This is a genomic window from Lentilactobacillus parabuchneri DSM 5707 = NBRC 107865 (assembly GCF_001435315.1).
GTDB lineage: Bacteria > Bacillota > Bacilli > Lactobacillales > Lactobacillaceae > Lentilactobacillus > Lentilactobacillus parabuchneri.
In genome coordinates this window covers 227,970-243,508 of the sequence record NZ_AZGK01000002.1, presented here as the reverse complement: position 1 = coordinate 243,508, position 15,539 = coordinate 227,970, and the positions used below count along the sequence as shown (strand labels likewise).

Below are 15,539 nucleotides of genomic sequence, written 5' to 3'. Positions count from 1 at the left end.
CTGTCCGCTACATCCCTCGATAGGATGATGTGGCGGACAGCCTTTTTTTAATTTAACTTCACAATATAAGGAAATATTTCTCTGAAGGGGTTTATGACTATGGACCCAATTTTAGCTGTATAAGCTAAACACAGTTCGTGATTTCTCCTAAAATCGGCCTCACGTATTGAGTACAGTCTTACTAACTTTCTTTTTCTCCCAGGACAACGTTATAAATTAAACAAAACGATGGTGAACCCCCAAAATGTATAAGTGTATCATTTTTGTGATTATCTTGGTCACCCACCTCGTCGTAAATACAAATTCCTAGTTGATAATTTCCCATATTAGCTCGTTTTTCAGCAGTATAACCCGCTGCATCAAGCATTTTAGAAACTGCATTTACTCGGCCAGTAGCTGGTAATAGATACGTTCTCCATAGAAAAGACGTTGGATTTGAACCAAAGTGTTTATATCCTCTATAGTTTTCCGATCGATTACCTAAGAAAGTCAAGCTGCTTGCCCCGAAATCTAATTTATTGGTAAATCCAGTAAGTGCCATTACTCCCGTTCGAGAATTCCGACCGTTCAATGTAGCAACTTTCTTTGATAAGTCCAGGCTCACTTGACTATTCGGGAATAGATTCAAAATCTGTCTAGCGAGTTTTTGAGATGGTGCCGTCTTTAAATAGTTAATGTATTCAGCATCACTAGTAAATGAATTAACATTCTTAGCCAAAGCTCTGGTCACATATTTATGATGGACAAGTCCACGAACCGATTGATCGGCGTTACTAATCTTATAATAGATACCCTTTCCATGCTTAGTTGTAACTGAAACAGCACCATACAAATTCCATTCGGTGTACTTATAGTTGTTTAGTTTATGAATTCGCTTGTTATGCTTAAAGTTCCACATGTAATCGGTTTGTTGATCCTTCTGAATTGCTGGAGCCGTGTACATATGTGTTGTATCCAATCGATCATCATGATTATCCCAATAAACTTTAATTTTACTTTTCGCCTGACTGGCGCTTGAAATACCAAGGGTGAGTAGAAAAAGTCACTACCAAAATTCCAATCTTAAGCCGTTTTGTCATAAAAGCCCCTCCATTTAAACCAATTCACACTTGTTCTCAAGTCTGATTATACCTAATCATCGAAATTCTTGCCAAATATCTGACATAGAAGAATCTTACAAATAACGGTATTAAAAAACGGCCAATGGAAAATTTCTAAAAGGCCGCTTTGAACAACATTTGAGATGAAATCTACTGTTGCTGAGCATACGAAATCGACGAAAACTTATTATACGATTTCACAAACAGCAATTTGACCGTTCCACGAGGGCCCGATCGGTTCTTTTCAATAATAACTTCCACTTCACCGACATTGTTCTCATCGTCTTCATTCTCAGAACCAGAATCATCGCTGTCGTCATCTTCATCCCGATAATAATCATCACGGTAAAGAAAGGCAACGATATCGGCATCCTGTTCGATTGACCCTGACTCACGAATATCTGACAAGACTGGTCGCTTATCTTGACGCTGCTCAACCCCACGAGAAAGCTGGGACAGAGCAATGACAGGAACATGCAGTTCTTTAGCCAATTTCTTCAACTGACGGGAAATTCCGGAAACTTCTTGTTGGCGGTTTTCGGCGTTACTACCTTCAATCAACTGCAGGTAATCGACAACCACTAAGCCCAAGTTACCGGTTTCTTTAGCCAACCGACGACATTTGGCACGGATTTCAGACATTTTGATCCCGGCTGTATCGTCCATATAAATATTGGCACGGGACAGACTGCCCATAGCCACAACCAGGTTCTGCCATTCGTCTTCGGTTAACTGACCAGTCCGCAGATGGTTGGCATCGATACTGCCTTCAGCACAAAGCATCCGGTTAACCAAGGATTCGGCACTCATTTCCAAGCTAAAAATGGCGACGGTTTTGTCAGTCTTAGTCCCGACATTTTGTGCCAGGTTCAAGGCAAAGGCAGTTTTACCAACGGCTGGCCGGGCTGCTAAAATGACCAGCTCATCGCTGTGCAAACCAGTGGTAATCTTATCCAGCTCGGGATAGCCGGTAGATAGCCCTGTGACCGCATCGCCCTCTTGAGACAACCGGTCAATTTCATTAAAGGCGTTATTCAAGACTTCTTTGATCGGCTTAAAGCCAGACTGAGTCCGGTTCTCCGCCACGTTCATGATGTCTCGTTCAGCATCATCCAAAACAGTTGTCACATCATCATCGGTATTGTAACTATTGGTGACGATGTTAGTCGCCGTTTGAATCAGACGCCGTAAAATGGCCTTGTCCTTGACGATTTTCGCGTAGTAGGTGACATTGGCAGCCGTTGGCACAGAACCCGCCAAATCGGCGATATATTCCATTCCGCCAACGTCTTCCAAGTTATTTTGTTCAGTTAAAATGTTCGTGATCGTCACCACATCAATAGCTTCATCACGATCATTGAGTTCCACCATGTCCTTGTAAATAATCTGGTGGGCATGCTTGTAAAAGTCGTCGGGTTCCAAGAACTCCATCGACTCAACCAAAGCATCCGTGCTCAGAAAAATCGATCCCAGGACCGCCTTTTCGGCATCAATATTTTGTGGTGGTAACTCGTTTACAAACTCATTGCTCATGTTTATTCCCCAAATTCGTTCACGTTAAATACAATAGTTAAATTGTAGCACAGAACAACAAATTTCTCGCATGGTTTGAAGATGGCAAGATAAACCATTTTTCAAGCCAGAATTTAAGCCAACAAAATGATCAATTCCAAAAATCTGGAATGCATCACTTTATTGGCTTAACTGACAACCTTTATCAATCGTTGGTCATCAAAATTTCTTACTGGCGGTCACTATTTCTCAGAAACGTGGACCCGAATCTTAGCCGTCACTTCAGCGTGGAGCTTAACAGGAACGTTGGTATAACCGGCGACCTTGATTGGTTCTGGTAATTCAATCTTTCGCTTATCTAATTTGACACCGAATTGCTTTTCCAAGGCAGTCGCAATCTGCTTACTTGGAATTGAGCCAAATAAACGGCCATCCGTTCCCGACTTTGCCTTCAGTTCAACGACTGTTTTGTCATCTTCCAGCATTGCCTTTAATTTCTTAGATTCTTCAAGCTCTTCTTCCTCGCGCTTCTCTTCGGCCTTTTGTTGACCTTTGAGTTGGCTCATAGCGGCTCTGGTGGCTGCCTTTGCCTTTCCATTTTTAATCAGAAAGTTTTGAGCATAGCCGTCAGGAACTTCTTTAACTTCCCCGCGCTTACCTTTGCCACGGACATCTTGCAGAAAAATAACTTTCATAACAGATCACTCCTACTATCCTCAAAAATTTAAATACCTTTATTCATTATCATCGATATGATCGATCGTTTCAAGCAACAATTTCTTGACGTCTTCAATTGTCTTGTCTTCAAGCTGAGTAGCCCCGCTTGAAAGGTGACCGCCGCCGCCCATTCGTTCCATAATGATCTGAACGTTAACCGCCCCTGTACTTCGGGCCGACACACCAACTTTGCCATCGGAACGCTTGGTGATGATAAATGATGCGTCAACACCAGACATTGTCAGCAGCGAGTCACAGGCTTGAGCCGCAGTGACCGGATCGTACACTTGATCATCTTCACCAACAATCAACGCCATATCCTTGTGGAAAAATTCAACTTTGGATATCAAGTGGTTGCGTTGCAGGTAACTATCAATATTTTCCTTCATAAACTGCTGCATCTCATCGGAATCAGCGCCGGCAGAACGCAGGTAGCTGGCAGCATCAAAGGTTCTGGTACCGGTTCGCATTGAGAAGCGTTGGGTATCAATAAAGATCCCAGTTAACATAGCAGTCGCTTCAATTCGGTTGATTGGTTCTTCTTCGTGTGGCTGATATTCAAACATTTCAGTAATCAACTCACAGGTTGAGGAAGCGTATGGTTCGATGTAGACCAGCATTGGATTTTCAGGGAACTCTTCGCCACGGCGATGGTGGTCAATGATGACCACTTTAGACGACATCCGCTTGTACAAATCCTCTGAAATACTAATCGTTGGCTTGGAGTGGTCGACCATGATCAACATGCTGCTATCGGTCACTTTGGCCATTGCTTCAGACGGCGTAATGATTGAATCGGCAATTTCTGGATACTTCTTGGTCGCTTCCAGCAATCTTTGAATATCCGAGTGGACCTTTTCCTTATCAAGGACGATCCAGCACTTTTTATTGTTCATTTGAGCAATTCGCCGAATACCCAGACAGGCACCTAAAGAATCCATATCCGGTCGGGTGTGGCCTTGGACAAAGACTTGATCAGAGTCGCTCATCAATTCGTTTAAGGCTTGAGAAATCATCCGTGCCCGAACTCGGGTCCGCTTCTCCATTGGATTGGTCTTACCGCCATAGAAGCGCGCGGTGCCGTCAAGGGATTTAACAACCACTTGGTCACCGCCACGGCCCAATGCCAAATCAAGATTGCTTTGTGCTTGGTCAGCCAAGTTGTTCAAATCATCTTCACCATAGGCAATCCCAATACTCAAGGTTAACGGGAAGTTTTGCTTGGAAGTCGTTTCACGGACGGTATCCAAAATATTGAATTTGTCATTTTCAATGGCCGTCAGTGATTTGGCATACGCCAACAAGAAAAAGTGGTCATCATCAATTTGTTTGAGATACATCCCGTATTTCTGCGACCAAGTAGCCAACTCATTGGTAACATAGTTACTTAAATTAGAAATTTCCTGGTCGGTCATCGACTGGGTAATCTCATCGTAGTTATCCAAGAAAATCTGACCAACGGAAATCTGTTCTTCGTTATAACGTTCTTCCAAGTTGGCGTAGCGCGTGATGTCCATCAGATAAACGGAGTTGTACTCTTTTTGAACCAGCATGGTAAATTTATGATCATGCCAAGTAATCGTGTGAAATTCGTCTGACTCCTCATACTTGATAATCAACTGCTGAAAATCATGATCAACATCGTTCAAATTGCGGCCCAGTAGGTTTTCCTCTTTAAAGTACTTAATCAGGTAGGGATTGACCCATTCGACTAACCCGTGCTCATTTAAAATCATAACCCCAATCGGCATCTCAAGAAGGGATTCTTCTTCCCCCCGATGGATTCGATAAGACAGGTCAGTGATATATCGATTGGTATCCGAACTAATTTCATTCATCATCACGATGGTAAAAATCAGACCCACAACACTGATCACGATTAAAATGATTGAAGCCACGAGGTTATATAAAAACGAAATCACGATGCCATAGATGACAATTAATGAAATAAACATCATAATTCGTCTGAGGCGTCGGTTATGAACAAATGGTGGTAAATCGCCACGGTTGTTTGTGAACCAATTTTTCATATTAATTCCTCTTCATCAATAGCTTAATGGTCTTATTTTACCATAAATTCGCAAGTCTATTATTTGAAGGTTTTGTGAACTTCAGCACCTGCCCGCTATTAGTTAGATACGTAAACGATTGAAGATCTCTGTTAATAACTAATCGTGATACGACATATAAAAACCCGACAACTTGGGATGTCGGGTTTCGTGTGACTTGGAATAAACATTAGGATTTTGATCAAATTTGACGAGTTACTGATCGGTATTTGGAACTAATTTTCGTTGATGCAAATAGGTTACACCACCAAAGACCACTGTCCAAATAATGGCACCGACAGCGCCGATGATATCTTCTGGAACAAAGAACAGTGAACCGAAGATAATAACGAAAAAGGCAATCGTCAAGGGACTCATAATTTTATATGCCGGCATTAAGAAGCCGTTGGGCAAAAAGTCTTGTGATTGACGATATTTTCTGTGGGCCAGCATTGCCAGTGTATAAACGATGATGTACATATCACTGGAAATCCCAGTCACAATTGTAAAGACAGAAGCTAAGCCGTTGGTCAAACTAATCAGTGGCGTAATCAAAACCAGTGACGCAGAGAAAATGATGGCGGCAGCTGGAACACCATTTCGAGAAATTTTGGCGAAGTGCTTGCGCATCCAACTATCTTCGGGAACTTCTGTGGCTAACTGATAGAAATGACGACCAGCTGAGAACAGGCAACTATTCAACGATGACGCAGCTGAAGTTAAAACAACGAAGTTAATCACAGCCGCAGCGGCCGGTAATCCAGCCAGCTTTAAAACTTGAACGAACGGGCTGCTGTTTGGCGTAATTGAGGACCAAGGGATGATGCCCATGATAATCGTCAACGCACCAATGTAGAAAATCAAAATTCGAATCAACGTTTCATTAACGGCTTTTTTGATGACCGTTTGCGGTGACTTGGCTTCACCAATTGTGATACTGACAAATTCAATTCCCATGAAGGCGAAGAAAACCATTGGGAAGGCAGCGATAAAGTTGATCGGGCCATGCGGGAACAACTGAAAGTTACTAAAAATGTTGCCCAACGATGCGTGTCCAAGTGGCGTAACAGAATGGGAGACCATCATAAAGATTCCAGTAAAGATCAATGCTAAAATCGCAACGATTTTAATCATCGCAAACCAGAATTCAGCTTCCCCAAACAAGCGAGCAGCAATCAAATTGATGCTGCCAAGAATGGCTAAAAAGATAAGTTCAGTGATCCAAGCCGGAAATTGTGGGAACCAGAATTTTACATATGTGGCGGTGGCACTTAATTCAGCCATACAAACGAAGACTAATCCGATCCAATACGTCCAGCCGGTAAAATGACCAACTGTTGGCCCTAGATAACGAGAGATAAACGAAACAAAGGTATGTTGAGATGGATCAGAATAAAACATTTCCCCAATTCCTCGCATCATAAAGAAGAAAAATACCCCGAGGACTAAATAAATCAACATTACAGATGGGCCAGTCTTACTAATGGTGCTACCAGACCCCAGAAATAACCCCGTTCCAATTGTTCCTCCAATTGCGATCATTTGTACATGTCGGTTGCTAAGCGCCCGCATGGTTCCATCTTGATTCTCTTGAATTTTTGACTTCATAGGCATCCTCCTTGAAAAATAAGAGCAACATAAGATTTAGATTAAAATGTTCTAATGATAATGGACTTATATTATCACAATTCAAGCTCTGATGTTAGTTTTGCTTACATTTTATTGTTTTATGAGGTTAAAACGGTTTCTTTTTCGATAATATTAGGGAATTATGTTAGATTTCTTTACATTATTTATCAAATCACTATTTTGAGGGCTTATTTTGATCTGGATGTGATTCAGAAAACATTTCTTGCAATTTCTCTCACCGAGTTTTATACTCATTTTAATAATTAAAGTCGAATTACATGAAGTAGTCTCTTATCTGGGTGTCAGGAAGTTGGTGGTTGCTGCGAACCAATCAGGGTAAGGAAGGCGAAATACCGTAATATCACGACAATGGTCAATAACTAGAATCCATTATCTTCTAGTGAGCGGTGTATTTTCGAATACACAAGTTGGGTGGTACCACGGTTAAAATCGTCCCTATTGCAGTTATATGCGATAGGGACGATTTTTTGTTTGCTTACTATAACAAGAGGGGAAATGATTTTGATGGGAATTACAAGTAATGGTGGAATGCCACGATATTATGGTCAACTGAATTGAACTAAATCAACGACACTTTAAACAATAAAAGAGGTTGACACTATGAGAAACAGTAAAGTAAGTTTAAGAGAAGCAATTTTAGTATTGGTTGTTGCATTGGCAATCATGGGAACCGGAGTTATCGGGCTCGGGCTATCGCCACAGGTTCCAGTATTATTAGCCATTACCGTTACAATTTTTTGGGCGAAACTAACCGGCTTTAGCTGGGACGAAATCAATGCTGGGATCAAGGATGGGATTGATAAAGGAATTATTCCGATCGTTATTTTCATTTTAATCGGCGCAATGATCAGTACCTGGATTGCCGCCGGGACGATCCCCACGTTGATGGTGATTGGCTTTAAAGCAATTAGTGCCCAGTGGTTTTTGCCAACAGTCTTTCTGGTTTGCTCGCTGGTTGGCGCTGCAGTTGGAAGTTGTTTCACAGTTGTTTCGACGGTCGGAATTGCCTTTTTCGGTATCGGTGTGACAATGAACTTTAATCCCGCGCTGGTTGCCGGTGCCATCATCTCCGGTGGTGTCTTCGGTGATAAATGCTCGCCACTATCAGAAACCAACAACCTGGCTGCAGCCGTTGTGGATACCGATTTATTTGATCACATGAAAACAATTCTTTGGTCGACGATTCCAGCTGCGACCATTTCGACAATTGTCTTTGCCATCTTAGGGATGGGCCACAACCATGCCGACATGAATAAGATCAATACGACCGTTGCCGCTTTGAATAACGATTTTCATATTTCAATCGTGGCCCTGATTCCGATTATTTTGGTGTTTGTTTGTGCCGCTTTTAAAATGGCTGCTATTCCAACGATGCTTTTGAATATCTTTGTATCAGCCGGAATGATGTTTGTAAACAATCCTGGCCTTAATGTGACCAAGGCCAGCACGATCATTACAAATGGCTTTATCGCCAAAACTTCCAATAATGAAGTTAACCTGCTGCTTTCCCGTGGTGGTATCGTCAGTATGATGCCGACGGTTGCCTTAATTGTTTTGACATTATCGCTTGGTGGCTTATTAGTCCATTTTGGCCTTATCAGCGCGATTATGTCACCTCTGGCTACCAGGTTGAATAACCCTGCCAAATTGGTTACAGCCGCTCTGGGAGCCTGCATTGGGGTTAATATCTTCGTTGGTGAACAATTCCTCTCAATTATCCTTCCGGGCCGAGCCTTTAAACAGACCTTTAATAACGGCGGCCTAGCGAGTCGCGCACTAGGAAGAGTGTTAGAGGATGGCGGGACGGTCCTCAACTACCTGGTACCATGGGGAGTTGGTGGTGTCTTCATTGCCAATACGCTTGGCGTTCCAACGATTCAATACCTGCCGTTTGTCTTCTTTAGTCTTTTGTGCCCAGTCTTCTCGTTATTGAGCGGATTTACGGGGATTGGCTTGAAGAAACTGCAACCATCTGATTCAAAGCCACATCAAGCAGTTGTTCCAAGTGAAAATTAACGAATGATAATAAAACAAACCCGCTTTCAGCCTATTGCCGGAAGCGGGTTCGTTTATTCTAAAAAAAGGCCATCCTCGAGGGGATGGCCTTTAATCATTATTAGTCGGCTGCAACGAAAGGCATTAAGCCCATGATGCGCGCACGTTTAATAGCAATTGTTAAAGCACGTTGGTTCTTAGCGCTGGTTCCAGTAACACGACGTGGAAGAATCTTTCCACGTTCTGAAACAAATCGCTTTAATAAATCAATGTCTTTGTAGTCGATGTAATCGATGTGATTTGCAGCGATAAAATCAACTTTACGACGACGACGGTTGCCGCCACGTCTTTGAAATGCCATAGTTTTTCCTCCTCGAAAATTTCTATTACCAATTCATTTAGAATGGTAAATCGTCATCGGAAATGTCAATCGAATCTCCGGAGTTGGCAAACGGATCATTAGGGGTATTATTCCCATTGTTGCCGTTATTGCCACCGTTATTATTGTTAGTAGGATTGCTACTACCAGTATTCACGTTGCCGCCATTACCAGAGTTTGAATTATTATCAAATGGATTGGCATTCCCATTGTTTTGTTGAGGAGCATTGCCATTTTGCTGACCGTTTGAGTTGTTCCTTACAGAACGAGGCTCAAGCAACGCAAAATTCTCTACTACGACTTCCGTCACATAAATACGTTGTCCCTGTGCGTTTTCATAATTTCTGGTCTGAATCCGACCATCAATTCCAACAAGAGAACCCTTATGAACGAAGTTAGCAAAGTTTTCAGCGGATTTACGCCAGATTACGCAGTTAATGAAATCAGCCTCACGTTCCCCCTGTTGATTGGTAAATTGCCGATCAACGGCGAGCGAGAACGAACCAACAGCGGTTCCGCTTTGAGTGTATCGTAAATCAACATCGCGGGTTAGGCGACCCGTAAGAACTGCACGATTAAGCATGCTGAATTGCTCCTCTCAATATTAGAATGAATGATTAGTCGTCTCGAACAACGATCATGTGACGTAAAATATCGTCATTGATTTTTGAAAGACGATCAAATTCGTTAAGTGATGTGTCGGTATCAGTTGTTAAAGTAACAATATGATAGGTTCCTTCATTGAAACCACCGATTTCGTAAGCAAAACGACGCTTTGACCAGTCTTTTGAGCTTAATACCTTAGCACCATTATCGGTTAAGATCTTGTCGAATCGTTCGATCAATGCAGATTTTGCAGATTCTTCAATATCAGGACGAATGATGTAAGTAATTTCGTATTTCTTTTCTTCCATGATTTGCACCTCCTTGTGGACTTATGGCCCTCTTCCCGAGAGCAAGGAGAGTTTCTGTTTTTACCCAGATACTCACAATATAAAATAATACCACGTGTGGATCTAAATATCAATTGCCTAATGGTGATTCACGATACATTTATTATATACGAAGAAATCTTCGCTGATTATTTTTTTCGTACGAAGAATTTGAAATTAATCCGAATCCTCGAATTAAACAAATCCTTAATAAGTTGTCTATCCTTGATACAGCCGGGCCTATGGTCCATTTTCTTCCAAGCGGCACACAAGATACTTGACTCTCTACAAATTCGACGTAAACTGATATCAATTTCCAAATTAATCATCTGTTTGGAAACGCTTTTTCGCACCATTACCATTGGTTTCAATAAAATAAAGAAAACGAGGGATTCAATGACACTTTTAATTTTAACGATCATCGGACTTTCAGCTTACTATTACATCAAAAGGTCTCAAACAGACCGATCCGGTCACCAGGATCCTCATGCATATGCATATGCCCGCAACGAACATCCAGAAATTCTGGACAAGGGCCAAACGACTGGTCGACCACGCAAAAATATTAATTAATGCGTTTTAGCGCAAAAAACGGTACCCCTCCAAACTTGGAAGGATACCGTTTTTTAACATATTTTTGGGGAATAGAACACGGGGAATGTTCTAAAGCTGCGCAACATGCATGGGATCCTCTAATGTTAATTCCCATCATTGAGAACAGAATGCATTTCCTGCTAGAGGATGCCCATTGATAGGATATTGCACACGAATTAATATTGAATGTTCAGCAAATGAGTCTTCTTCACATCGGCAATTGTTTTGGTTCCAGCCAACTGCATGGTAATCTTCAACTCATCACCGAGATGCTCAAAGACGGACTGAACGCCTTGTGCACCACCAAGTGCCAAGCCGTAAATAACTGGACGGCCCATCGCAACTAAGTCGGCGCCCGATGCTAATGCTTTGAAGGCATCAGATCCACGACGAACACCCGAATCAAAGATAATTGGAACACGGCCATTAACTGCTTTAGCAACGTCCTCCAAAACATCAAATGATGCTGGGCCACCGTTTAACTGACGACCCCCATGGTTGGATACGTAAACACCGGAAGCACCGGCACCAATTGCGTACAGTGCATCTTCTGGTGATTCGATTCCCTTAACAATCACCGGCAAATCAGTGTAGTCAGCAATCTTCTTCACGTCATCCGGCCCGATCTTTTGAGCGGCAGCGGCGTAAATTTCAGCGATTCCTTTGCCTTTTCCGTCACCTTCGCTAAACTTGGTCAGGTTGGCCATTGGAATTGGGAACTGGAAGTTATTCTTAATATCATCTTCACGATAGCCATCAACAGTTGCATCAACAGTCAAAATGATTCCCTTGACACCAGCCTTTTTGGCTTCATCAAGCAATGAATAATTGAAATCCCAATCCTTGCTCATATAAAGCTGGAAGAATTGAGGCGCACCGTCACCAGCGGCCGCAGTATCTGAGATTGAAGCTGAAGAATAAGTACTTTGAGCCATCAATCCACCAACGGCAGCAACACCCTTCGCCGTATCTTTTTCACCCTGTGAGTGAGCCAACCCTTGAGCAGCGGTTGGGGCCATCATAATAGGTGTCTTCAACGGAATACCGAACACATTGGTATCCAATTGCGGATCCTCAATATTACTTAAAGCACGGGGAACAATTTGTTTGTGGGTAAAGGCTTTTCGATTAGCCTTCAACGTCCAATTGTTTTCCGAACCACCGACAATATAACCGAATCCGCCGGTAGGAATAATTTGTTTAGCTCTTTCTTCCAATTCTTCCAAATTTAAAATATCAATTTTTTGTTCATTATCATTTTGCTTATATCCATTAACAACAGTCATGACCGTCATACCTCCATATCATTATTGTTCATCTACTGAAAAGTGTATCACTTACCAAAAGTAAGTCAAAGATTCCGACTATTTTTTTCGTTTCTCACGATCAGTGCCATAATTTATGGCCATTCGGACACTTAAAACCCACGAAAAGATTACAATATGAGTATCAGCAACTATTTATGTCATTGGGGGTGACGGATTGAAGTTTACAAGAGCCGGACTCATTAAGTTTGCATGCCAGGATAAATTAGTTATTGTTAATCAGCCGTTTAACAATCCTGCTCATCATAATCGAATCATTTTTGATGCCATCCGTAATGCTAAAAATAATAAGATCTACGCACTCATTTACGATAAGGACCATTCTTTATATCTGGATCTGAAATGTCGCATCGAACAGGCCGATAACTTAATCGAAACCTCGACCTACATTACACCTGGTCAACACTTTGACAAACAACACTGGATTACGGTTAATGTTAACCTTGTTAATTCCCAATCAGAATTAAGACAACTGATCAATATGAGTTATCGGCTAACCGTTTAGGAAAGCTTGAGCTGAATCCGGTTTTCATTAACTTAATGATCTTTTTTAGCACTGCAAATACCAATATTTGAGAATTGTTTCATGTGAAACAAAAATGGGACTGTGACAAAACTAACAGTTTTGTCCACAGTCCCATTTTTGGGCTACATCACTAAAACGTGTACCAATAATCAACTATTCATCATCTGAACTTGAATCATGATCATCTTTTTGCTCTGAGTCATCAGTTGGCGCGTCGGCATCGGATTGTCCGTCCTTTGCCTGGTCCTCTTCTGAATCGTCTTCTTTTTCAACTTTCGCCATTGTTGCAACTTTGGCACCATCCGTCATTCGAATCAAATGAACACCAAGCGTTGCTCGACCTGTTTGAGAAACATCTTCAACGCCGAAGCGAATCATGACGCCTTGGTCCGTAATCAGCATAATGTCTTCTTTACCGGTAACCGTCGTTAAACCAGCCAATGGCCCGTTCTTTTCGGTAATATTAGCGGTCTTAACACCTTTTCCACCACGACCCTTAACCGGGTAATCGGCAGCTGGGGTTCGCTTACCATATCCATTTTCAGAAATGATAAAGACCTCACTGTCAGGCTTCAAAATATCAGAGCCGACAACATAATCGTTTTCGCGGAGCCGGATTCCTCTGACACCGGTTGCTGAACGACCCATGGACCGGACAGCAGCAGCGTTAAAACTAACCGCATAACCAAGGTGCGTTCCAATAATAATATTTTGATCTTTGTCCGCAATTAAAACGTTGCTGACCTGATCGCCATCCTTCAGGTTAATGGCCTTTAAACCATTGCTGCGGATATTCGCAAAGTCTGAAACCAATGTTCGCTTAACGGTTCCCAGTAAGGTCACAAAGAACAGATCTTTTTGAATATCGTTATTCTTGTCAGAAACGTTGATAACGGCTTGAATCTTCTCATCATTACCAATGTTTAACAAATTAATAACTGGAATTCCCTTAGCGGACCGACCATATTCAGGGATTTCGTATCCCTTCATGCGGTACACTTTTCCAGCATCCGTGAAGAATAACAAAACATCATGAGTCGAGGTTGAAACCAAGTGTTCCACGAAATCATCGTTATGAACACCCATCCCTTGAACACCACGACCACCACGGTTTTGAGCTTTGAACTCAGAAGTTGGCAATCGCTTAATATAGCCATTATGCGTCAATGAGATGATGACGTCTTCTTCTTCAATCAGATCTTCGTCTTCAAGACTCAACACTTCGCCGACAAGCAATTCAGTTCGTCTTGCGTCACCAAAGCGATGTTGGATCTCCAATAATTCTTGATAAATAATCTCGTTAACGCGGTCGCGACTTGCAAGAATTGCTTTATACTCTTCAATATCTTTCATCAATTGATTATATTCTTTATCAATCTTTTCGCGTTCCAGTCCGGTTAAACGAACTAAACGCATGTCCAAAATCGCCTGGGCTTGTTTATCATCCAGACCGAAACCTTCAATCAATTGATTCTTGGCAACGTCACCTGTCTGTGACCCACGGATAATTTTGATAATTTCATCGATGTGGTCAAGGGCAATTCTTAATCCTTCGAGAATATGTGCCCGTGCTTGAGCCTTATTTAACTCATATTTGGTCCGTCGTTGAATAACTTCAACTTGATGATCCAAATAATAATTTAAGATCTCTTTCAAGCTGAGAATTCTTGGTGTGCCTTTAACAATTGCCAGCATATTAAAGCTGAACGATGTCTGCATTAACGTCAATTTGTACAAGTTGTTTAAAATAACTTCCGCACTGGCATCCCGGCGGACGTCAATAACCACCCGCATCCCTTCACGGTCGGACTCATCATTAATATCAGTAATGCCTTCGATTCGCTTGTCGCGAGCTAATTCGGCAATTCTTTCAATTAATTTGGCTTTGTTGACCATGTATGGCAATTCGGTTGCAATAATTCGCTGCTTGCCACCGGATTCACCTTCAATTTCAACTTTGGCACGAACAATAATCGTTCCCTTACCAGTCTCATAGGCTTTCCGAATTCCGGATTTACCCATCACAACCCCACCGGTTGGAAAATCTGGACCAGGCAATACTTCCATCAAATCAGCAGTTGTCGCATCCGGATTATCCATCAAGACGTGAATGGCACTGATGACTTCCGCCAAATTGTGAGGGGGAATATTGGTCGCCATTCCAACAGCGATTCCGGAAGCCCCGTTAACCAGTAAGTTGGGAAAACGAGCTGGTAGAACAACAGGCTCCCGCTCTGTGCCATCGTAGTTGGGTTGAAAATCAATCGTATCTTTATTAATGTCACGGAGCATTTCCATGGCAATTTTACTTAATCGAGCTTCGGTATAACGCATTGCAGCTGCGCCATCACCATCAACTGAACCAAAGTTTCCGTGGCCATCAACTAACATGTAACGGTAACTAAAGTCTTGGGCCATTCGAACCATTGACTCATAGACAGCCGTGTCGCCATGGGGATGGTACTTACCTAAAACATCTCCAACAATTCTGGCTGACTTTTTATAAGGTTTATCTGGAGTAACACCCAGTTCATGCATGTCGTACAAAATACGACGATGAACAGGCTTTAAACCATCACGAACATCTGGGAGCGCACGGGCAACGATCACACTCATTGCGTAATCCAGAAATGACGTTCGCATTTTTTTGGAAAGATCAACGTTGGTTACTCGACCAGCGATTGGTTCGTCTTGGTTGTCATTATTCGCCAAATCATTTACCTCCATTCATGGGTTTCGGTGGTATGTTTCATGTGAAACA

Annotated in this window: 13 protein-coding genes; 3 read left to right on the top strand and 10 right to left on the bottom strand. The window is 42.2% G+C overall.

The features are described 5' to 3' along the window. Window positions 1-181: 181 nt before the first annotated feature. From FC51_RS03545 to FC51_RS03525, 5 genes are all read right to left on the bottom strand, one after another. On the bottom strand, window positions 182-958 hold the full coding sequence (locus FC51_RS03545) for a hypothetical protein (protein ID WP_138491164.1): 777 nt from the start codon (window positions 956-958) through the stop codon (window positions 182-184). A 292-nt stretch (window positions 959-1,250) separates the two neighbouring features. Continuing rightward, a complete protein-coding gene (gene dnaB, locus FC51_RS03540; protein ID WP_057909421.1) occupies window positions 1,251-2,633 on the bottom strand; it encodes a replicative DNA helicase in 1,383 nt (460 codons plus the stop codon). 221 nt (window positions 2,634-2,854) lie between these two features. Then, window positions 2,855-3,307, bottom strand: a complete 453-nt coding sequence (gene rplI / locus FC51_RS03535) for a 50S ribosomal protein L9 (protein ID WP_057909422.1) — start codon at window positions 3,305-3,307, stop codon at window positions 2,855-2,857. Between the two features lie 39 nt (window positions 3,308-3,346). After that, complete coding sequence (locus FC51_RS03530; protein ID WP_171031895.1) at window positions 3,347-5,359, bottom strand: DHH family phosphoesterase; 2,013 nt, start codon at window positions 5,357-5,359, stop codon at window positions 3,347-3,349. 234 nt (window positions 5,360-5,593) lie between these two features. Then, the gene (locus FC51_RS03525) at window positions 5,594-6,985 is read right to left on the bottom strand and encodes an amino acid permease (RefSeq protein ID WP_057909423.1); all 1,392 of its coding nucleotides are present in this window, start codon (window positions 6,983-6,985) and stop codon (window positions 5,594-5,596) included. 642 nt (window positions 6,986-7,627) lie between these two features. On the opposite strand from FC51_RS03525, the gene nhaC reads away from it, so the two are divergent. Beyond that, on the top strand, window positions 7,628-9,043 hold the full coding sequence (gene nhaC / locus FC51_RS03520) for a Na+/H+ antiporter NhaC (RefSeq protein ID WP_057909424.1): 1,416 nt from the start codon (window positions 7,628-7,630) through the stop codon (window positions 9,041-9,043). Window positions 9,044-9,143: 100 nt separating this feature from the next. Here the strand turns inward: nhaC and rpsR are convergent, their stop codons facing one another. From rpsR to rpsF, 3 genes are read right to left on the bottom strand one after another with little or no spacing between them, the layout of a single operon-like run. Continuing rightward, the gene (gene rpsR, locus FC51_RS03515) at window positions 9,144-9,383 is read right to left on the bottom strand and encodes a 30S ribosomal protein S18 (RefSeq protein ID WP_057909425.1); all 240 of its coding nucleotides are present in this window, start codon (window positions 9,381-9,383) and stop codon (window positions 9,144-9,146) included. 37 nt (window positions 9,384-9,420) lie between these two features. Next, the gene (gene ssb, locus FC51_RS03510) at window positions 9,421-9,984 is read right to left on the bottom strand and encodes a single-stranded DNA-binding protein (RefSeq protein ID WP_057909426.1); all 564 of its coding nucleotides are present in this window, start codon (window positions 9,982-9,984) and stop codon (window positions 9,421-9,423) included. A 34-nt stretch (window positions 9,985-10,018) separates the two neighbouring features. Next, window positions 10,019-10,315, bottom strand: coding sequence for a 30S ribosomal protein S6 (gene rpsF, locus FC51_RS03505; protein WP_057909427.1), 297 nt, complete (start codon window positions 10,313-10,315; stop codon window positions 10,019-10,021). A gap of 414 nt (window positions 10,316-10,729) precedes the next feature. Here rpsF and FC51_RS12420 point away from each other — a divergent pair, with 414 nt between their 5' ends. Continuing rightward, window positions 10,730-10,906, top strand: a complete 177-nt coding sequence (locus tag FC51_RS12420) for a hypothetical protein (RefSeq protein ID WP_167547564.1) — start codon at window positions 10,730-10,732, stop codon at window positions 10,904-10,906. A 197-nt stretch (window positions 10,907-11,103) separates the two neighbouring features. On the opposite strand, the gene FC51_RS03500 is transcribed toward FC51_RS12420, so the two are convergent. Continuing rightward, window positions 11,104-12,213: a lactate oxidase gene (locus FC51_RS03500; RefSeq protein ID WP_057909428.1), complete on the bottom strand. Its 1,110-nt coding sequence runs from the start codon at window positions 12,211-12,213 to the stop codon at window positions 11,104-11,106. A gap of 196 nt (window positions 12,214-12,409) precedes the next feature. Here FC51_RS03500 and FC51_RS03495 point away from each other — a divergent pair, with 196 nt between their 5' ends. Beyond that, window positions 12,410-12,757: an MmcQ/YjbR family DNA-binding protein gene (locus FC51_RS03495; protein WP_057909429.1), complete on the top strand. Its 348-nt coding sequence runs from the start codon at window positions 12,410-12,412 to the stop codon at window positions 12,755-12,757. A 174-nt stretch (window positions 12,758-12,931) separates the two neighbouring features. On the opposite strand, the gene gyrA is transcribed toward FC51_RS03495, so the two are convergent. Then, window positions 12,932-15,505, bottom strand: a complete 2,574-nt coding sequence (gyrA, locus tag FC51_RS03490; protein ID WP_057909430.1) for a DNA gyrase subunit A — start codon at window positions 15,503-15,505, stop codon at window positions 12,932-12,934. Window positions 15,506-15,539 lie beyond the last annotated feature (34 nt).